The following is an 18,659-nucleotide window of genomic DNA, read 5'->3' as shown; positions in this document are numbered from 1 at the left end:
GATCACCTCCTAATTTCTTTTGCTACATAAGCGGATAAAACGTTAATGCCTACAACTATAACAAGTAAAACAACCGCTGTTGCATATGCCTGTTTAATATAAAATCCCTCGCTCGCGAGAGTATACATATGAACAGAGAGTGTACGCGCCGAGTCAAACAGGCCTCCGGGTACCTCTGCGACTGTACCGGCAGTATAGATTAGCGCCGCAGTTTCTCCGACTATGCGACCGATTGATAATATAATTCCGGCTAGTATTCCGGGTATGGCGGATGGCATCACGACTTTAAACACTGTTCGCAGTCTGCCCGCACCCAAACCATAACTGCCTTCTCGATATTCAACGGGAACAGCAATAAGCGCTTCCTCAGTAGTACGCATTATAAGTGGCAAAATCATAATACTGAGCGTCAAAGCCCCGGAAATCAGCGACATTCGGAGACCTAACGCAGTTACAAAGAACAGCAGTCCAAAAAGCCCATATATAATGGACGGTATGCCCGACAACGTCTCCGCGGTTATACGCACAATCTTAACAAGCCTGTTGCCTTTATGCGCATATTCAACAAGATATACTGCTGCAAATATTCCGAGAGGGGTAGCAAGCAGCAGCGAAAAAAATGTCATCAATAATGTATTTATAAGCGCGGGTAACAGCGATACGTTTTCTGTGGTGTACTTCAACTCAAATAATTTGAGCGATAGATTAGGTATGCCCTTAAAAAGAATGTAACCTACCACGCTGACCAATATTGCAAATGTGAGTATCGCTCCCAAATATACTAAAGCCTTTATTAAAGCCGCTTCTCTTCTTTGCAACATCATACTCTCGTCCTCCTTTTTAATACAGAGAACAGCATATTGATAATAAGAATAAACACAAACAGCACAACCGCTGTAGCTATCAATGCTTCACGGTGCAAATCGGCAGCATAGCCCATCTCCATTACGATATTGCTCGTAAGAGTTCGTATGCCTTGCAGAATTCCCTTCGGCATACGCGCCTGATTGCCCGCTACCATCATAACAGCCATAGCTTCGCCTATAGCCCGACCTACTCCGAGTACTACGCTCGCGGTCACTCCTGATTTCGCCGCGGGCAGTATTACTCTGAATACTGCCCGTTCATGTGTAGCTCCGAGTGCCAGAGCACCTTCGTAATAAGGTTTAGGTACTGCATTGAAAGCTGGTTCGCTGATAGAAATAATTGTGGGAAGTATCATGATTCCAAGAATGATACTCGCCGAAAGCATACTTGTTCCGCTTACACCGAATATATCGCGTATCAAGGGAACAACAACGATTAAACCATAAAAGCCATATACCACCGAAGGTATCCCGGCAAGTAAAGATACTGCCTGTTTCATGACTTTTGCAATTCGTACGGACGCAAATTTGGATATAAAAACGGCTGTAATGATACCTGTCGGCACTCCGATAACGAGAGCACCTGCGGTAACATAAATGCTCCCAAGTATCATAGGAAATATTCCATAAATGTTGTTTCCGGGTTTCCAAACCCTGCCTGTCAGAAATTTAAGCACACCTATTTTGGTCATACCCGGAATACCGTTTGCAAATAGGAATATACATATAAGCGCAACGGCCAGTATCGAAATACAGGCCGCGAGTATGAAAACAATTTTTGCACCGTTTTCTTTGAAATGCTTAATGTTCATTCTCCCGACTAAATTTCTTTTAGGGGACATAGTAGCGGTTCGTGAATGTCTATTTTCCTGTTTATCCATCTATTTCACTCCAGTAAGTAATGCTTCCCGTAAATATAGCCTTGACTTGTTCGCTTGTAAGTTCGCTTATGGTATTCTCGTTATTCACTATTACCGCTATACCGTCCATTGCTATTACGTTAGAGGTAATTCCTGCTGCGACTTCACTATCCTTAAGTTCACGCGATGCCATACCGATATCGCAGATACCTTCTATCACCGAGTTCATGCCGGTCGTTGAATCGTTCTGCTGTATCTCGATTTCCGCATTCGGATTAACGGCTATATATGCTTCCTTCAGCTTTTCCATAACCGGTGTTACTGATGATGAGCCTGATACAACAACCTTGCCGGATATTGAGCTTCCACCAAACGCTCCATTGTTAGTTGCTGATATAAATCCGTTGTCTTCAACCACGGCCTGACCGTCTGCACTCAGAATAAAGCTTATAAAAGCCTGTGCTGCTTCGCTGACTGTTCCTCTAATTGCAATATTGAACGGACGAGATATCTTATAAGCGCCGGACTTAATATTTTCAACAGTCGCTTCAGCCCCATCGATCATGACTGCCTTTACCGAATCATTCAGAGAACCCAATGAGATGTAGCCTATTGCTTTAGCATTACCCGCGACAGAGGTCATCATAACTGATGTGCTGTTAGTGATATCGGCATCCTCGGTTGTATAATCGACTTTGTTTCCGTTTGTGTCTTTTTCCTCGATTTTAAATAGCTCTATAAACGCTCCCCGCGTTCCAGAGCCATCTTCACGCGAAATTACTGTGATACTGTCATTCGCGGTTCTCCCGCAACCTGCAAAAGCGACAAAAGCCATTATTATTGCTGAAACCATTACAATTCTTTTTTTCATTTTATATTATTCTCCCTTCATATTGTTAGCTTAAGTTTAAATCAATATTAATTGAGATATGTACGGGAATTATTAAATGTTTGTAAAATGCAGTAGGTATCAAGAGAATAATAATGATTTGTTGCAATATGTGCGATTTTTATATTCTCCGGCTTTGCTGGAAGGTTGTGGTACCGGAAAACGCACACTATTTAAATCTCCGCGGTGCATCTTCAAATTAAAACATTAGCATCCACGCAAGACGGCCAAAAAACGATGACTATTAATACTATACCCACACTGGGCATGGTAGCAAGGTCTATTTTTTATTTCTTATTCTTAGCTTTTGTTTCTGCTAACTTTTTATTGGCGCGATATTTCCGTTGCCTTGCAGCGTTATGTGCCCTTTGGCATTCGACTTTTTTGCAGTAAAGCTGGCGGTTGTTATCACGAATGAAGGCTTCTGCACAGTGAAGGCAGGTAATGATCGCACCTTCGTTCAGTTCCCTTATTCGACCGCCTTCTTCCGGTGGACCAAAATCAACAAGCATACGAGCAAGTGTATACCAACAAATATCGAAGACAGAATGAACATCGGCAGCAAAGACCACTTGATTATTCCGTGGATTGATTTTTAATCTCATGTGAAAATCCGGTATCATATCCATTAACTGCTCACGTAGCTCTTCATAATAATCGAATGGCTCACGAGCAAACCATGTAACCTCTTTTTGCTCTCGATGTTTTGTCTTTTTCTGCTCTGCAATCATTTCATGCAGCAACTGCTGCGGAGTGATTTCTCCTTTTTCAAGCTTATATTCTTGGAAGTTTTCTTCATGCTTATATTTTTCAAAGAATGGCAGACCTTCAAAGAACTTGCCTTCTTGTGCTAAATCAAAAGTATCGTCTCCGTCACCGGCACATACTTTTTTCAACGCAAAATAGAACTGTGTGGCTGTATAGAACCTTTCCAAGTCATGCATAAAAGTGGAGAGACTGAACAAAGACTCCCTCTCAAGCATTTCACCATCATCTGCAATATCAAACTGCTTATCTGTCATTAAGGAATACACAGTGTCTATATAGTACGGATGGGCAACATCCTTACAAAATTCAATAATCAAATCAACATACGGCTTTTCTTCCGAGAATTCGTTTATTTTTCTGCCCAGATTATATACCTCCCGGAATAGTTCCTTCCCGGAGAATCCGTTTGACTTATCCAAATCCGGCTCCATGCCTTTGTAGACAATCGGTTTTAAGTCCCATGATTCACCGGCGCCTTCCTCAAACTCATAATCTCGAAACCTGAATGTGTGATATATCAACTGACCGATACCGCCAACATCCCCAAAGCCGATGACATCAGAAGTGTTATCGGCTTTTGATTCTATATAATTACCCATTCCATCGTATGGCATGAATGACACCTCCGTAACACTAAGAGTAACATTTAGATTTTTGCCTTCCGTTACATCATACAGTACAATTACATTAAATACAAGAGCAAATTATAGAACCCGTTAATTTCTGTTCCTTGATAACTGAATAGTCCACCCGCAAGAGATACTTTTGCAGTGTTGCCGCTAAGATGGTGAAGACCGGAGCGCCTCTACTGCAATCGAAGACGAGGAGACCACGAACAGGTGGCTACCTTAGGAACGGTAACGGATGGTGGATGTAGAAACCAAAACAAATATCAAGATAAGGAGGAAAGAGTAAATGGAGAAAACGACTATGAGTGTGCAGGAGCTATCGGCACAGATGGGCATTAGCCTACCGAAAGCATACGAACTTGTAAAATCACCGGGATTCCCAACCATACGAATTGGTACAAGGATTTTAATTCCTGTTGATGCCTATAAGGAATGGCTACTTAAAAACTCGGCACACAGATAATGAAAGCACAAATTATATGGAGAGGAGGTGGACGAGACGGCGAACGCAATGCAGGAACTAATGGATATGAAGATATGGTTTCTCTGGCGCAAGGAAATTGACGGTGACCGGATCAACAAAATACCCTTTGCTGCCGGTGGTGGTGCGACAGGCACTAATGGAAAGTACCGCCACACATGGGTAACTTACGATGAAGCAGTCACTGCTAATACAAAGCAGAGCGCTGCCGGTATTGGCTTTGTGATACCGAAAGGCCACTTCTTCCTTGACATAGACCACATTCCTCTTACAGACCCGTTTGTAGAGATGTTGCTTAATCGATTCAACTCCTATACTGAGCGTTCCGTCAGCGGAGGCGGTATCCATATTTATGGCAAATGCGATTTAGACAAACTTCCCACTTATGCAGATAAGAACGGCAATCTCAGACTTGATAAAGCCTACTATATGAAAAATCCAAATAATCACCTGGAATTGTATGTAGGTGGCCTAACAAACCGATTTGCAGCTTTCACAGGAGATGTGATTTTAAATGAGCCTCTTAGAGAAAGCACAGCCGCAGTTCTTACCACCCTTGATAAAAATATGCGAAAGACCGAGAAGATAACATACAGTGAAAAGCGTGACGGTGACCGAGCAGGATTTGATATTGTCTGCAATCTCCGTAAACAGAAAAACGGAGAAAAATTTAAAAAGCTATATGATGATGGCGATATCTCTGAGTATGGCTCACAGTCAGAAGCGGATGCCGCACTATGCGCCTTAATTGCATTTCGCACCGGGCCTGACCCTGCAGCTATTGATGATATCTTTCGCAGTTCTGCTCTCTATCGTGAAAAATGGGAGCGTGAGGATTACAGAGAAGCTACCATTGCTACTGGAATTGATGCCTGTCATGGCACCTTCCACAAATCCAAGATGGAGCATCCGTATTTTATAAAATTCAATGAGCAGACCGGAGAGGTCTATGTTAGCGTTCCGCTCCTTGCAAAATATGTGCGAGAACACCTCCGCTATGTGCTTGTTAGGGATAACGGAAAACAGGGACTTATGAAATATGTCTATGAAAACGGCTGTTACCGACTTTATGCCGACAATATGCTGATGGGCATTATCAAGCAGTACATTGCGGATTATGATGAGGAACTTGTCAAAATGGGAAAAGTCAGTGAAACCTTGCAGCATATTATTACCGACCTTAACTATGTGAGCCAAGAGGAATTGAACGCCAATGAGGATTTAATCAACTTCAGCAATGGCCTGCTTCATATTACTGCAAACAATGTCACTCTTGCTCCACATTCCCCGGACATCCTCTCCACCATACAAATTCCATGTAGCTGGACAGGCAGAGAAACACCCACACCAGTGTTTGACGGATATATGCACACCCTCACAAATGGCGATAAAGCCATAGAGCAACTACTCCTTGAATTTATCGGTGTGTGTATCTCCAACATCAAGGGATGGCGAATGAAAAAAGCACTTTTCCTTGTAGGTGATGGTGATACCGGCAAATCTCAGCTAAAGAGCCTTGTGGAGCGATTGCTCGGCAAAGGGAACTTTATCGGCATTGACCTTAAGGAGATAGAAGCCAGATTCGGCACCGGTGCTATTTATGGTACACGCCTTGCCGGTAGCTCGGATATGAGTTTTCTCTCTGTGGATGAACTGAAAACCTTTAAGAAAATAACCGGTGGCGATAGCTTGTATGCCGAGTTCAAAGGACAGCAAGCCTTTGAGTTCACTTATAACGGTCTACTTTGGTTTTGCATGAACAGACTACCTAAGTTCGGTGGTGATGATGGCAAATGGGTTTATGACCGCATTATGGTAGTACGCTGCCCTAACGTAATTCCGAAGGATAAGCAGGACAAAACGCTCCTTGACAAAATGTATGCCGAGCGTGATGGCATTGTTTTTAAGACTATAAAGGCACTACAGCAAGTTATTACTAATGGCTACCGTTTCTCGGAGCCAGACAGCGTAAGCCTCGCAAGAGAAAAATATATGTCAGATAACAATACTGTGGTCTCCTTCTTTGAGGAGTGTATGTGTGAATGGCCTGATGGGAAAATCAACAAGCACTGTACCACAGGCCGTATCTACAAGGTTTACCAAGGTTGGTGTAGGGAAAACAATAACGGCTTTGCCAAGACTGCTAAAGAGTTCCGGGAAGCTATCGCTTCACACCTCGGCGCAGATTATTCTACAATCACTACCCGGCAGAATGGCAACACCTACTATAAGGATTATTCGCTCACAAGTGAAGCAAAAGAACAGTTTTCGAGGGAATATGGCTATGACGGAACTGTGTTCTTATAAAAATGGTAGCAGTAGTAGCAGTGCTGGTAGCAGTAAAAATCACAACTGCTACCACACCAAATGCCCACAGTGCAAGGCTTTGAGAGCAATCGGTAGCAGTTGTAGCAGTTCTTATAACTTCTTAGCAAAATTTCAAAAAAGTTGGTACAGAGAAATAAAAGAATTCAAAGATTATGCGGAGTGTGAGTATAAACTCGCCAGTACTGCTACTACTGCTACCAACCGGCTGGAAACCCTTGATATACCTCACTTTTCTGCAGTAGCAGTACCAAAAAACTCTGCTACCAGTTCTGCTACTACTGCTACTAAAAATCAAGATATGAAGGGAGGAAAACAGCATGAAGCTAATTGACCTGCTTTATGGCAAAAGTCACAACAGTATCAAAGGTAAACTCTATCTTCGTAACCGTTCCGGAGACCCTGTGACAGTAACAAAAGAAATCCGCTATACCGTCACTGACGGGCAGTCAACTGTTCACATCAATGGTTACGATGATCTGTCCGAATACTGTCGTACTGCTGGATATACCTATCTTTCTGACAAAGCAGTATGAACGCAGGAACCTTATATCCGGACAGTTGGTATGGCTTTTGCTCAAAAATGAGCTAAAGTTTTTGGTACATCCCACAACAATAATTTAAGGAGGAATTTAAAATGGCAAACTATCCACTTACAAAAATGAATAAGGAAGGAACGCTCCTTCACCCGCAACACTCATACTACTCTGATGAATATGCAAAGAACACATTTGATTTATTCCTGTCAGATTGCATCGTTGAAGATGAACATAGAAAACTGCACAAGTATTATCGTCTCCACGCATATAAACTGTCAAGGAAAAATGTATAAAAAGTATTAAATAATTATGTACAACTATTCTCCTTGCTTCATATGATCCTTTAATCTGTATGACTTTCCAGATATAGATATTACATGTGCATGGTGCAATACCCTGTCAAGTATTGCATTGGCTACAACTGCGTCATAGAATACACCATCCCATTCGTTGAAATTCATGTTTGTTGTAAGAATGGTACTTTTTCTCTCATATCTCATATCTATAAGCTGAAAAAACATATTAGAATCTTCTTTATCAATGGGTAAGTAGCCAAGTTCATCAATGATAAGTAGTCTGTAATGGCAGAAGTGTCTGAGTCTTACATCAAGTCTGTTTTCCAGTTTTGCTTTCTTTAGTTGCTGCAATAAATCATGACATTTGATAAAATATGTGCTAGTACGTTTCTTTGCTGCAGCTATTCCTATTGATGTTGCCAGATGAGTCTTTCCAACACCACTTGGACCAAGAAATACTATATTCTCATTTCTTTCAAGAAAACCAAGCGTGCAAAGTTCTTGTATTTCTTGCTGATTTACTGACGGCTGAAAATTGAAATCATAATCTTTCAATTCCTTTACAAAAGGAAATGCTGCTGCTTTAATCATAGATCTAGATGCTTTGGCCTCCTTAAAATCAACTTCGTAATTACTAAGTCTCAGTAGTCCTTCTGTAAACGAAAGATTGTTGGATGTCACAAAATTAGATATTTCATCAAGATGAATTACCATTTGCCCAAGACCAAGAATTTCCATGTTCCGGCATAGCTGGTTGTATGTACTGTTATTCATAACTATATACTTCTCCTATAACCTGTAAGTTTTCTTTTGCCCGCTCATTTATATTTTCTTCCTTAAATGCATGCGATTTTCTTGCTATAGCAGTATAGTGTTCTGTAAAATAATTTAGTTTCTTTTTACTAAGGGTATGGATAGTTATTAATTCCATGTTATAATAAACATGTATGTAACCATCATACACTTGTAAAGTAAGAGTTTTTCCAATGTATTCTGGTGGTACAGAATACTGGCATTCATTATGGTTGAACATGCTGGATGAATTTACTTTTACTTTATGTGGAGTTATTTGATAAGGCTTTCTTATGGTATCGGCTGGTAAGCTTCCTAAGAAAGCTTTTTCCTTGTTGAAATACATTAATGGAATACGACCTGTACCTTGATTTACCTGCATGTTTACTCTGTTATTTATTCGTGTGACCAACTCATTAAGTTCCTTGTAATCAAGTTTTCCATTGTAGGCTCTTATCTCATCAAGTAGTTTCATTGGTGCTTCTACTTTGGCTTTTGTTCTTGGTCTTCCTGCAATACAAGGGTGCACCTTAAAACCATAATCATCCGCAAACTGCTTAAATTTTATATTTATTTTCCCTTCTGTATACTCTGTTCTTGGCTCATCCATAACTGTTTTCATATTATCGGTGACAATCTCACTTGGAACACCTCCAAACGTGTTAAACGCATCATCAAGGAATGAAAATAATATGTCCTGTGTTTTTGATAGAGATACCCTGTATACTCTAAAACGTGAGTATGACAGCAATAATACAAATATGTTTACTTCTATTATTTCACCTGTTGAAAGAGTAAATCGTATAGACTCTTTCCAGTCTAGTTGTGCTTGTTGACCCATTCCTGTTTCATAACGTATGGTTACGTTATTTGCGTTTGAAGGTCTGCTTTTTTTGAAATATGAGTCTAGTTCAGGATATTTTCTTAGATAGTAGCAGAAATTCACATAAGACCCTTCATAAGAATGATTGTCTACTAGGTATTGCCATAAAACTCTTCTGTAATAAAATATCTGCTGGCTGTTATCAGATAGAAGCTCTGCAATAATGTCATAGTAAGCAGTGATACAATTCACGCATTCTCTGAATTTGGCCTTATGAAAGCCATTAATGTATTTATCAACTGTACGCCTATCGACATCAAGTTCCCTTGCGATCTGGCTTTTATTAACCTTCAATGTTGTGTCCTCCATAAATGGTTTTAACTTATAAAGATCCTTGACAGTTTGAATATTTAAATCTGTTATGATACTACTTTTGATAATCATTAGGGTACCTCCTTTTGTACCCTGTAATCATACCATTTGTACATTTTTATTTAATATTATTTGTACATTATTAATTATAACTTTATATGTGTGTGCTACCTACCGTAAAATAAAAGGCGGCTGCAGTTCTCACCAAATAAGAAATGTTGTAGTTGAGGAATTGCTCCTTGACGGTATCCGCCGGATAACAGCTTTTGCCAGAAATCATGAGGACGAATTTGTGGAGATGGTCACCAAGAAAACAAGGATAAAACTTGACAAGAGTATGCGTGACGGAAAACGAGAATTAGAGCAATCACAGGCTCGTATCAAAAAGCTAGATGAAATTATCCAAAGGCTCTATGAGGATAACATCGAGGGTAAAATTTCCGATGAGCGTTTTGCCAAGATGACTGCTAATTATGAAGCTGAGCAACAAAACCTTGAAAGCCGATTGGTAGAACTAAAATCCACTATGACTTCAGAAAAGGAAAGCGCACTGGGTGTAGACCACTTCCTAACCTTGGTAAGAAAGTACACAGATATAAAGGAGCTCACAGCGGAGATTATCCGGGAGTTCGTTGAAAAAATCCATGTTTACAAGGCAGAGCGCATTGATGGCAGACGAGTACAGCGTATCAAAATCGTCTATAACTGCATTGGCGAGTTTGACCCACCGGTTTCTACATCCACCACTGAAAAAGAAAAATCGGCATAGCCGGTAACACTACCAAACTATGCCGATATTTTTCAAAGATTAAAAATCCCTAAGACTAACCCTCTAAATGTCTCGGCTTTTTAGAATTTTATTCATATTAATTTAATCTTTATAGCAAACCTTTACATAGATATTGATTTACAGTTGTTTAACCGTAATCATAAAAGGTTGAAATTTCAAGATTTTAGAATGTATATAGAATCCTATTTTTAATTTTTCACTGTTTGAACTTAAAACTCTAGTTCTCCAAATTAACCATTTTGCAAATAAAGCACTGCAAATCTATAGCAAAATAAAAGTTCTTCAATTGATTAATATTCTTGAATTTGTTTGAGAATTTCTATCTCAACAGCTCTCTCCAAGCTAAATCTTCTCGCTCTAAGCCCTTAATTAGGACCTCAGCTGTCGCTATATTTGTAGCAAACGGAATATTATTTACATCACAATGTTTAAACAGCAAAAAAGTATTTGCATCATTATCTACGTTTACATCCCTAAAATAAATCAACAAGTCAATCTCATTACAAGCAATTCTAGCAGACAGCTGCTGAGAACCCAAACTCCCATATGCCAGCAAATTAACATTTAGCCCCGTTGCCTTGTTGATTAAAATGCCTGTAGAACGTGTTGCAATAAGATGATGAGCCTGAAAAATAGATTTATAGGCTATGCAAAAACTAGCCATCAATTCTTTTTTATTGTCATGAGCCATTAATGCTATGTTCATCTTATCAATCACATACCTTATATTTTATTTACCTGCATTTCTTACATTTCTTATAGGTATATTAGCTATCAACGCAGGAACAACTCTGTCTCCATCATCACTTTTAGTTCTTGTAAGCTGAATATCAAGAGCTCTTTCGTCTATTTCCATATAATGCTGAATTACCTTTATAATTTCTCCTTTTATCATATCTAAAAATTCAGGAGATACATTTGCTCTATCGTGAATAAGAACCAATTGCAATCTTTCTTTGGCTACATCCTTTGATGGTTTTGATTTGCCAAAGATTTTTGAAAAATCAATCAGCATATTGTTTACCTCCTTATGTAGTTTTGAAACCTAACAACTTTTTAAACTTAAATAAAAATCCATCATCGCTTTCAAGGTTCATTATAGGTACTTCCTCACCTTGAATTCTCCTGGTAACATTGCGGTAAGCTTGTCCAGCTAATGATTTATCATCAGTAACTGCAGGTTCACCTCTATTAGTTGAAATAACAATTTTTTCATCATCAGGAACCACACCTATTAAGTCAATAGCAAGAATGTCAATAATATCATCAATACTCATCATATCACCGCGTTTTACCATATCGATTCTTACTCTGTTAATAAGGAGTTTTGGATTTCTTAGCTCATTTGCTTCTAAAAGTCCAACAATACGGTCAGCATCTCTAACTGCCGATACCTCTGGTGTTGTTACAACAATTGCTCTATTTGCTCCAGCAATTGCATTTTTGAAACCTTGCTCAATACCTGCAGGACAATCAATTATAATATAGTCAAATTCATTCTTCAATTCAGTAACTAAATTAATCATCTGTTCTGGTGTTACAGCTGACTTATCTCTGGTTTGAGCAGCTGGAAGAAGATACAAGCCCTCATATCTCTTATCCTTTATCAATGCCTGCTTAACTCTGCATACACCGTCAATTACATCTACAAGGTCATATACTATTCTGTTTTCTAATCCCATTACAACATCAAGATTTCTTAGTCCAATATCAGTATCTATAAGCACCACTTTCTTACCCGCTAGTGCCAATCCTGTGCCAATATTTGCAGTTGTTGTTGTTTTACCAACACCACCTTTGCCAGACGTAATTACAATTACCTCACCCATACAGCTGCCTCCAATTCATATAAAACAATACATATTTATAAGAAATTTCTTAATATCTAAACTAATACATATAAAACTATATATTTGTTTTTTAAATTTGTCAATTACCTCTGTGGTAAAAAGCGTTCCACAAACAATTTATCATCTTTGACATATGCTAACTCAGGAATCAAATTAGTTCCAATACCCTTTTCATCATCTGGTGATCTAGCAATTATATCTCCGATGCGCAATTGCGTTGGGTTTAGTCCTAGTGCCGCTATTATAGCTTCCTTGTTTCCATCACTGCCAGCATGAACTACCCCTCTAAGCAATCCCATTACTATTATATTTCCAGTTGCTTCAATAACTGCTCCTGGATTAACATCTCCTAATATAACAACATTTCCGTCAAAGGTAATAAGCTGACCTGATCTAACAGTTCCTCTATAGAATTTTGTTACACCTTCATCTATGCCCTTGAAATATGTGTACTTTTTAATTTGATTATTTCTTTCATTTGTGTTTCCATTTGATGCTGCTTTTGCCGCTGGCTTTTCTGTTTTATCTTCGTCAAAAGATAGTATTTGTGCCCCGCTATTCTCTTTAAGTAGCTCAAAGAGTTTCTCTCTTTCTTCGGCGTTTAATGTGCGTCCTCTGTATCTTACAGCTAATTTTGCACCACGAAAAAATTTACCTGCACTATTAATCTTTATAAGCAAGCTATTTACAAGTTCTTCAAAGCTCACATCATCTTTTAAAATAATTGTTAGCCCATTAACCGTTCCTTTAAAAGTAACTGCATTCTCATCCATAATTATCACCATACCTCACAAATATCATATTCCAGATAAATACACGGTATGGAATTGCTCCCTCCTTTTTCATCCAAACCAAGTAAAAAATCATCTAGTCAATTCAACTATGTCTCTTTTCACAGCGTAATCCTCGTTCTGAACACCTTTTATATCAAAATACTCTTTTAACACATCACAAGCAATAGGTGCAGTATATGCGCCCAATACTCCTCTCTCAACAACAACTGCAACAGCTATTTCAGGATTGTCTGCAGGAGCATAGCATATAAACAATGCATTTGAAGAGTGATTTGCTTCGTTTCCAGTTTCAGCCGTTCCAGTTTTACCAGCAACTTTAATAGGAAGTAACTCTACAAACGCTGATGAAGCAGTTCCTCCAGGATCTTCACTATTTGCAACAGCTTTCATTCCTTCTTGAATAATAGCCATATTTTCTTTTTTAACAGGCAATATTTCATATTCTGGTTTAGTCTCTGTAACAATTGAACCATCATATTTTATTACTCTCTTAATAACATGCGGCTTAAATCTCTTACCACCATTAGCTATTGTTGCCGTATAATTTGCCAACTGTATAGGTGTGAAGCTGTTATAAAGCTGGCCTATAGCAGACTGAGCCGTATTTGTTTCTGTCCATGGATCCGGGTCAATCTTTGCTTTAAATTCTCTAGAGGATATGTTTCCTGTGCTTTCATCTAGTTCAATTCCTGTTTTTTGTCCTAGTCCAAACCTTGTTGCCCACTTAACAATATTATTAATGCCTACTTTATTGCCTAGCACGTAGAAATAGGGGTTACTGGATTTCTGGATTGCCTGAATCATATTAACCCATCCAAGTCCTCCCTTATATGTCCTGTATTCTATTGACTTAAGCATTATATCTCCATATTGAACATATCCTTTGTCAAAGTACTTCTCATATGGGTTTATAACACCTTCCTCTAAGCCTGCAATACCAACAAGAGGCTTAAATGTTGACCCTGGTGCATAAATTCCTTTTGTTGCCCTATTATATTCAGAGGTTGTGGTATTAGAAGCATCATAAAGGGCACTTATAGCCTTTTGTGCTTCTTTATCACTAGCATCTGCTAAAAATATTGACGGATCATAGCTAGGATAACTAGCTAAAGCCAATACGTCACCTGTCTTTACATCTAGTGCTACAACTGCACCAGCATATGCATCCTTGTGGTTCTGAGAATTTTTCCTTTCTCTTATAATTGGAATATTCTTTTCCAGAGAATCCATGGCAGCCTTTTGAAGTCGCATATCTATTGTAAGCACCACATCACTTCCGGGCTTCACGGCCTCTTCACTAATGATTTTTGTTTTACCATTGTCATCAATCTCAATTCTTCGGTATCCATTGGTTCCTCTCAAATATCCTTCAGCCGTGAGTTCTATTCCGGACTTGCCTATAATATCATTCATATTATAGCCTTCATCAGCATGCTTAATCAAATCATTTTCACTGACTGTCCTCACATATCCAATTAAATGAGCCGCATATTCAGCATCAACATATTTTCTGCTGGGTACAGTATCAATTATAGCACCCGGAAACTCATCTATTCTCTCCTCAACTTCAGCGACAGTTGCATTACTAATGTTTTCTGCAATTACAGGATTTAAAGAATTATATCCCATTATCTCAAATCTTAATGTCATAATCTTATAAGCTTCCTCATCGGAATACTTCTTGTCAATTTTAAAAGCAGTATCCTTTAAATAATTGAATACATCTTTTGCGGTGGAAGCTTGATTATATCCTTGAAACGGATACCCTGTTACATTTCTTAAAGCTTTGATTCTATCTTGACTTTTAGCTATCGCTGACCCAAATTCAATTGGATTATAAGTCAAGTACTTAGAGAATGAATTTTTATAAGTGTCACCATTTTTCTCTAATATTTTAGATAATTTTAATAGAATCTCATTTAATTGGTCTGAAGAAGTTCCTGTTGTCATTAGCATCAGAGAATAACTACTTGAATTAGTAGCTATAGGAACTCCATATCTATCAAGAATATTGCCTCTTTCAGCTAAAATTGTCCTTGATTTTAAGTTTATGGATTGAGATTGATTGAAATAATTCTCACCCTGAATTAGCTGAATATTTACCAATTGATATACAATTAATGCAAATACCATCACTATACTTATACCTAAAATATTATATCTATCCTTAAAAAACTGTTTCATTTTATGACCATGCCTATTATTATTTTTAAAATAATGGACACAGAATCCCCCTATCACTATCAGATATAAATATTATGCTATTTATTGATAACTTAAATCAAGCAAAAGGCCTTAACATTTTCTATTAGTTCATTAAAACATCTTTACAAAATATTAATATCTGTTTTTTCCTTGATTATAGAACCATCTTTTATTAATTTGAACAATTATAAAAAATAAAATCAATCCTAAAACACTGTTAAGTATTGCTTCTGGAAATATAATATTTTTAAGAGTTAAAATAAAGTCTAAAGGTATACCATATATATAAGAGCCTAAAAACATAGCACATTCGAATAATATGGTTGAAATAAAAGTACATATAAACATAACTAAAAGATTTTCTTTAAAAAACCTTTTATTAGTATTCCCCAACGCAAAGCCTAACAGCATACCAAGCAATGCTTGAAATCCCAGAGCAACACCTACTACTGCATCCATGCATAATCCAACTGAAAAACCTACTGCTGCACCGTGAATTTTGCCTTCTAATAGTGCAATACTTACAATTAATACTATCACTATATTGGGTATTACTCCAAATATACTTATAAAGTTTAAGAAATTTACCTGTATAATTACGAAGGTGAATATGAGTATAATGTAAAATATAACTTTATTCCTCATTTATCAGTAATCTCCATTTCTGAAGATATCTCTTCTGAACTCATCTCTGTTGATGTATTTTTTAGTATTACCACTTGGCTCAACCTTTTTAAATCAACAGCAGGCTCTACAATAGCATATTTGTCAAGATCACTTTCTCCTTGCCGAACTTCTTTAATAGTTCCTATAATTATTCCCTTAGGATAAATACCGCCCATGCCTGAAGTTTCAATTACATCTCCTTGGGATAAATCTAAATCTGCAGGAATATACTCTATTTTGCAAAGTCCTTCCTTAGAAAGTTTTAAATCCCCTTTAACTACAACTAAATCACCAGTTTTAGATACTATTGCACTAGCTGCACTTCCTTCCTCTATTATACTAATTATTTTCGAAGAGAATGGCTGAGCTGCTGAAACCTTACCAACTAGCCCCTTACTAGTAATCACTGGCATATTATACTTAATTCCACTTGTATATCCCTTATCTATCAAAAACACATTAAAAAATTTACCAGAGTCCTTAGCTATAATGTTAGCTCCTAAAAACTCAAAGTCCTCTAACTCTTTTCTCATTTTAAGGACACTCTTTAAATCTTCATTCTCACTTTTAAGTCTTAAATACTCTGTCCTCTCATTATTGAATTTATCTATAGCTTCATTTAATCTCTTATTTTCAGCTCTCAGCTTTTCAACATCATTAAATAGGCCAACACCTTCCTCTATCTGCTGACCTGCATATGAAAGGACTTTACCAACTGAAGTAAATGGTACGGAAATCAAATCTCCAAACCAATTCACACTGCTGTTGGGATTTACAGACAGTCCAATACACACAATTAAAACAAGTGTAATTACTATTAGTATTAATGATTTACCTGTAAATAACCTCAAAGACAACTTCACCCCACTAACTTGTTATCTTAAATCATTCATTGCAGCTATTTGAGTCTCTTTGGGGAAATTAGAACCTTTTTAAGAGTTTCAATTTCTTCAAGCACTTTAGCTGTGCCAAGTGCTACACAATCTAATGGATTTTCTGCAACTGAAACAGGCATTCCAGTCTCCTGCATAATCAATTTATCAAGACCATCAAGCAGTGCACCTCCACCAGTGAGCATAATTCCTTTATCCATAATGTCAGATGCAAGCTCAGGAGGAGTTTTTTCCAAAGTAAACTTAATTGAATCAATTATTGCATTAACAGGCTCCTTTAATGCTTCATTTATCTCAGAGGATGTTATCTCAATATTCTTTGGCAAACCTGTTATTAAGTCCCTTCCTCTTATTTCCATTTTCTCTTCTTTTGTCTTAGGAAATGCTCCGCCAATTGTAACCTTTATTTGTTCAGCAGAACGCTCTCCAATCATCAAGCTATACTCTTTTTTGATATAGTGTGCAATGGCGTCATCCAATTCATCACCAGCTACTCTCAGAGATTTACTTGTTACTATCCCTCCCAACGAAATAACTGCAACTTCACTTGTTCCTCCACCTATATCTACCACCATACTTCCTGAGGGCTCATCAACAGGCAAATTAGCACCTATAGCAGCTGCCATTGGCTCTTCAATCAAATATGCTTCTTTTGCACCAGCCTGAAGCGTAGCATCTTCAACAGCTCTCTTTTCAACTTCTGTAACTCCTGATGGTACGCATATTACAACTCTTGGTTTACTTAAAACACCATTTGATATTGCCTTTTTTATAAAATGCTTAATCATACTCTGAGTAATATCAAAATCAGCTATAACACCATCCTTCATTGGTCTAATAGCCACAATACTTCCTGGTGTACGCCCAATCATCTCTTTTGCAGCCTCTCCTACAGCTAAAACCTCATTAGTTTTTGCATTAACAGCAACAACCGATGGCTCTCGTACTACTATTCCTTTACCCTTAACATGAACTAAAGTATTTGCTGTTCCCAAATCTATTCCTATATCTCTTGCAAAAAAACCCATTTATATATCCTCCTGTAATTTCTAAATTATTAAATAATACACTTTTCTTTAAAGCTAATAAACTTTCCATCCCCTATTATGATATGATCCAAAACTCTAATTCCTAAAATATCCCCACACTCCAAAAGTCTCTGCGTAGTTTTAATATCTTCCGAACTGGGAGTGGGATCGCCGCTTGGATGATTATGCACAAAAATAATACTATTGCAGCCGATTTTTACAGCCTCACAAAACACCTCTCGTGGATGAACAATTGAAGAATTTAAACTTCCAATTGAAACATCTATAATTTTAATCACTTGATTTTTTGTATCAAGTAAAACTGCTTTGAAAACCTCTTTTTTTAAATAACGCATTTCTTCCATCAAAAGTGTGCTAATATCTTTTGAACTCTTTATTACATGATGCACTATCCCGTCACTAGATGCAATCCTTTTTGATAATTCTAACACAGATTTTATCTGAAAAGCTTTAACCTTTCCTATTCCTTTTATTTGCATTAGCTGCTCAATAGATAAATTGTTCAAGGATGAAAGCCTGCCATCGTGAGACATCTTTAGCACTAGCTGAGCTAATTCAACTGCAGTAAATGACTTTGTACCAGTCTTTATAATAACAGCTAGAAGTTCTGCATTTGACAGATGCTCTGAACCAACTGCTTCAAGCTTGTCATATGGTCTTTCACATAAAGGAAGTTCTTTAATTTTCAATCTGTCCATCTTTTTCCCCTAATTCAGTTATACTAAATATTACTAGTTGCAAAGAAAGTTTTTCTTTTTAATGTGTACATTTT

22 protein-coding genes are annotated in these 18,659 nt (G+C 37.7%); 7 read left to right on the top strand and 15 right to left on the bottom strand.

The window, feature by feature from the left end:
- Window positions 1–2: 2 nt before the first annotated feature.
- From pstA to EHE19_RS06235, 4 genes are all read right to left on the bottom strand, one after another.
- Window positions 3–824, bottom strand: coding sequence for a phosphate ABC transporter permease PstA (gene pstA, locus EHE19_RS06250; protein ID WP_137698526.1), 822 nt, complete (start codon window positions 822–824; stop codon window positions 3–5).
- Entirely contained in the window at window positions 821–1,678 is an 858-nt protein-coding gene (pstC, locus tag EHE19_RS06245) for a phosphate ABC transporter permease subunit PstC (RefSeq protein WP_483314000.1), read from the bottom strand. Before pstC ends, pstA begins: the two co-directional genes overlap by 4 nt.
- A gap of 61 nt (window positions 1,679–1,739) precedes the next feature.
- On the bottom strand, window positions 1,740–2,597 hold the full coding sequence (locus EHE19_RS06240; protein WP_137698527.1) for a substrate-binding domain-containing protein: 858 nt from the start codon (window positions 2,595–2,597) through the stop codon (window positions 1,740–1,742).
- A 305-nt stretch (window positions 2,598–2,902) separates the two neighbouring features.
- On the bottom strand, window positions 2,903–3,997 hold the full coding sequence (locus EHE19_RS06235) for a hypothetical protein (protein ID WP_137698528.1): 1,095 nt from the start codon (window positions 3,995–3,997) through the stop codon (window positions 2,903–2,905).
- A gap of 225 nt (window positions 3,998–4,222) precedes the next feature.
- Between EHE19_RS06235 and EHE19_RS19940 the strand changes: the two genes are divergently transcribed.
- The 6 genes from EHE19_RS19940 (at window position 4,223) to EHE19_RS06210 (ending at window position 7,650) form a co-directional block, all read left to right on the top strand.
- Window positions 4,223–4,351, top strand: a complete 129-nt coding sequence (locus tag EHE19_RS19940; RefSeq protein ID WP_280513966.1) for a hypothetical protein — start codon at window positions 4,223–4,225, stop codon at window positions 4,349–4,351.
- Complete coding sequence (locus tag EHE19_RS06230; RefSeq protein ID WP_061214553.1) at window positions 4,299–4,475, top strand: excisionase family DNA-binding protein; 177 nt, start codon at window positions 4,299–4,301, stop codon at window positions 4,473–4,475. Before EHE19_RS19940 ends, EHE19_RS06230 begins: the two co-directional genes overlap by 53 nt.
- A 60-nt stretch (window positions 4,476–4,535) precedes the next feature.
- The gene (locus EHE19_RS06225; protein ID WP_205314729.1) at window positions 4,536–6,800 is read left to right on the top strand and encodes a phage/plasmid primase, P4 family; all 2,265 of its coding nucleotides are present in this window, start codon (window positions 4,536–4,538) and stop codon (window positions 6,798–6,800) included.
- On the top strand, window positions 6,772–7,152 hold the full coding sequence (locus EHE19_RS06220; RefSeq protein WP_137698529.1) for a hypothetical protein: 381 nt from the start codon (window positions 6,772–6,774) through the stop codon (window positions 7,150–7,152). The genes EHE19_RS06225 and EHE19_RS06220 overlap by 29 nt, the downstream gene beginning before the upstream one ends.
- Window positions 7,139–7,354: a hypothetical protein gene (locus tag EHE19_RS06215; RefSeq protein ID WP_137698530.1), complete on the top strand. Its 216-nt coding sequence runs from the start codon at window positions 7,139–7,141 to the stop codon at window positions 7,352–7,354. The genes EHE19_RS06220 and EHE19_RS06215 overlap by 14 nt, the downstream gene beginning before the upstream one ends.
- A gap of 101 nt (window positions 7,355–7,455) precedes the next feature.
- On the top strand, window positions 7,456–7,650 hold the full coding sequence (locus EHE19_RS06210; RefSeq protein WP_190530492.1) for a hypothetical protein: 195 nt from the start codon (window positions 7,456–7,458) through the stop codon (window positions 7,648–7,650).
- Window positions 7,651–7,674: 24 nt separating this feature from the next.
- Here the strand turns inward: EHE19_RS06210 and istB are convergent, their stop codons facing one another.
- Together istB and istA are read right to left on the bottom strand one after the other, a co-directional pair.
- Window positions 7,675–8,427, bottom strand: a complete 753-nt coding sequence (gene istB / locus EHE19_RS06205) for an IS21-like element helper ATPase IstB (RefSeq protein WP_190530271.1) — start codon at window positions 8,425–8,427, stop codon at window positions 7,675–7,677.
- Window positions 8,420–9,712, bottom strand: a complete 1,293-nt coding sequence (gene istA, locus EHE19_RS06200; RefSeq protein ID WP_190530491.1) for an IS21 family transposase — start codon at window positions 9,710–9,712, stop codon at window positions 8,420–8,422. The genes istB and istA overlap by 8 nt, the downstream gene beginning before the upstream one ends.
- Here istA and EHE19_RS06195 point away from each other — a divergent pair.
- Window positions 9,702–10,409: a DUF4368 domain-containing protein gene (locus EHE19_RS06195; protein WP_244648344.1), complete on the top strand. Its 708-nt coding sequence runs from the start codon at window positions 9,702–9,704 to the stop codon at window positions 10,407–10,409. The two genes, istA and EHE19_RS06195, sit on opposite strands and share 11 nt — an antisense overlap.
- 340 nt (window positions 10,410–10,749) lie before the next feature.
- On the opposite strand, the gene EHE19_RS06190 is transcribed toward EHE19_RS06195, so the two are convergent.
- The 9 genes from EHE19_RS06190 to radC all read right to left on the bottom strand — a co-directional run bounded on the left by EHE19_RS06190 (window position 10,750) and on the right by radC (window position 18,585).
- Window positions 10,750–11,136, bottom strand: a complete 387-nt coding sequence (locus tag EHE19_RS06190) for a methylglyoxal synthase (protein ID WP_137698286.1) — start codon at window positions 11,134–11,136, stop codon at window positions 10,750–10,752.
- A 24-nt stretch (window positions 11,137–11,160) separates the two neighbouring features.
- The gene (minE, locus tag EHE19_RS06185) at window positions 11,161–11,445 is read right to left on the bottom strand and encodes a cell division topological specificity factor MinE (protein WP_137698285.1); all 285 of its coding nucleotides are present in this window, start codon (window positions 11,443–11,445) and stop codon (window positions 11,161–11,163) included.
- A gap of 13 nt (window positions 11,446–11,458) precedes the next feature.
- Window positions 11,459–12,259, bottom strand: a complete 801-nt coding sequence (minD, locus tag EHE19_RS06180) for a septum site-determining protein MinD (protein ID WP_137698284.1) — start codon at window positions 12,257–12,259, stop codon at window positions 11,459–11,461.
- Window positions 12,260–12,363: 104 nt separating this feature from the next.
- Window positions 12,364–13,053 carry a septum site-determining protein MinC gene (gene minC / locus EHE19_RS06175; RefSeq protein ID WP_137698283.1) on the bottom strand — a complete coding sequence of 230 codons (690 nt, stop codon included), beginning with the start codon at window positions 13,051–13,053 and terminating at the stop codon, window positions 12,364–12,366.
- Window positions 13,054–13,143: 90 nt separating this feature from the next.
- A complete protein-coding gene (locus EHE19_RS06170) occupies window positions 13,144–15,258 on the bottom strand; it encodes a penicillin-binding protein 2 (protein WP_137698282.1) in 2,115 nt (704 codons plus the stop codon).
- A gap of 153 nt (window positions 15,259–15,411) precedes the next feature.
- Window positions 15,412–15,924 carry a rod shape-determining protein MreD gene (gene mreD, locus EHE19_RS06165; RefSeq protein WP_137698281.1) on the bottom strand — a complete coding sequence of 171 codons (513 nt, stop codon included), beginning with the start codon at window positions 15,922–15,924 and terminating at the stop codon, window positions 15,412–15,414.
- Window positions 15,921–16,796, bottom strand: a complete 876-nt coding sequence (gene mreC / locus EHE19_RS06160) for a rod shape-determining protein MreC (protein WP_137698280.1) — start codon at window positions 16,794–16,796, stop codon at window positions 15,921–15,923. The genes mreD and mreC overlap by 4 nt, the downstream gene beginning before the upstream one ends.
- A 47-nt stretch (window positions 16,797–16,843) precedes the next feature.
- Complete coding sequence (locus EHE19_RS06155; RefSeq protein ID WP_137698279.1) at window positions 16,844–17,866, bottom strand: rod shape-determining protein; 1,023 nt, start codon at window positions 17,864–17,866, stop codon at window positions 16,844–16,846.
- Between the two features lie 29 nt (window positions 17,867–17,895).
- Entirely contained in the window at window positions 17,896–18,585 is a 690-nt protein-coding gene (gene radC / locus EHE19_RS06150) for a RadC family protein (RefSeq protein WP_137698278.1), read from the bottom strand.
- Between the last annotated feature and the right edge of the window lie 74 nt (window positions 18,586–18,659).

This window comes from Ruminiclostridium herbifermentans, from assembly GCF_005473905.2.
GTDB lineage: Bacteria > Bacillota > Clostridia > Acetivibrionales > DSM-1351 > Ruminiclostridium > Ruminiclostridium herbifermentans.
This window is presented reverse-complemented; position numbering and strand designations above follow the sequence as displayed.

Bases quoted from the DNA above. Each gene is read 5' to 3' on its own strand.
- EHE19_RS06235 (WP_137698528.1), bottom strand. From the start codon at position 3,997: ATGCCATACGATGGAATGGGTAATTATATAGAATCAAAAGCCGATAAC.
- minC (WP_137698283.1), bottom strand. From the start codon at position 13,053: ATGGATGAGAATGCAGTTACTTTTAAAGGAACGGTTAATGGGCTAACA.
- EHE19_RS06240 (WP_137698527.1), bottom strand. From the start codon at position 2,597: ATGAAAAAAAGAATTGTAATGGTTTCAGCAATAATAATGGCTTTTGTC.
- minE (WP_137698285.1), bottom strand. From the start codon at position 11,445: ATGCTGATTGATTTTTCAAAAATCTTTGGCAAATCAAAACCATCAAAG.
- EHE19_RS06155 (WP_137698279.1), bottom strand. From the start codon at position 17,866: ATGGGTTTTTTTGCAAGAGATATAGGAATAGATTTGGGAACAGCAAAT.
- EHE19_RS06170 (WP_137698282.1), bottom strand. From the start codon at position 15,258: ATGAAACAGTTTTTTAAGGATAGATATAATATTTTAGGTATAAGTATA.
- radC (WP_137698278.1), bottom strand. From the start codon at position 18,585: ATGGACAGATTGAAAATTAAAGAACTTCCTTTATGTGAAAGACCATAT.
- minD (WP_137698284.1), bottom strand. From the start codon at position 12,259: ATGGGTGAGGTAATTGTAATTACGTCTGGCAAAGGTGGTGTTGGTAAA.
- pstC (WP_483314000.1), bottom strand. From the start codon at position 1,678: ATGAACATTAAGCATTTCAAAGAAAACGGTGCAAAAATTGTTTTCATA.
- EHE19_RS06215 (WP_137698530.1), top strand. From the start codon at position 7,139: ATGAAGCTAATTGACCTGCTTTATGGCAAAAGTCACAACAGTATCAAA.
- mreD (WP_137698281.1), bottom strand. From the start codon at position 15,924: ATGAGGAATAAAGTTATATTTTACATTATACTCATATTCACCTTCGTA.
- EHE19_RS06210 (WP_190530492.1), top strand. From the start codon at position 7,456: ATGGCAAACTATCCACTTACAAAAATGAATAAGGAAGGAACGCTCCTT.
- EHE19_RS06230 (WP_061214553.1), top strand. From the start codon at position 4,299: ATGGAGAAAACGACTATGAGTGTGCAGGAGCTATCGGCACAGATGGGC.
- istA (WP_190530491.1), bottom strand. From the start codon at position 9,712: ATGATTATCAAAAGTAGTATCATAACAGATTTAAATATTCAAACTGTC.
- EHE19_RS06225 (WP_205314729.1), top strand. From the start codon at position 4,536: ATGGATATGAAGATATGGTTTCTCTGGCGCAAGGAAATTGACGGTGAC.
- pstA (WP_137698526.1), bottom strand. From the start codon at position 824: ATGATGTTGCAAAGAAGAGAAGCGGCTTTAATAAAGGCTTTAGTATAT.
- EHE19_RS06220 (WP_137698529.1), top strand. From the start codon at position 6,772: ATGGCTATGACGGAACTGTGTTCTTATAAAAATGGTAGCAGTAGTAGC.
- EHE19_RS06190 (WP_137698286.1), bottom strand. From the start codon at position 11,136: ATGAACATAGCATTAATGGCTCATGACAATAAAAAAGAATTGATGGCT.
- istB (WP_190530271.1), bottom strand. From the start codon at position 8,427: ATGAATAACAGTACATACAACCAGCTATGCCGGAACATGGAAATTCTT.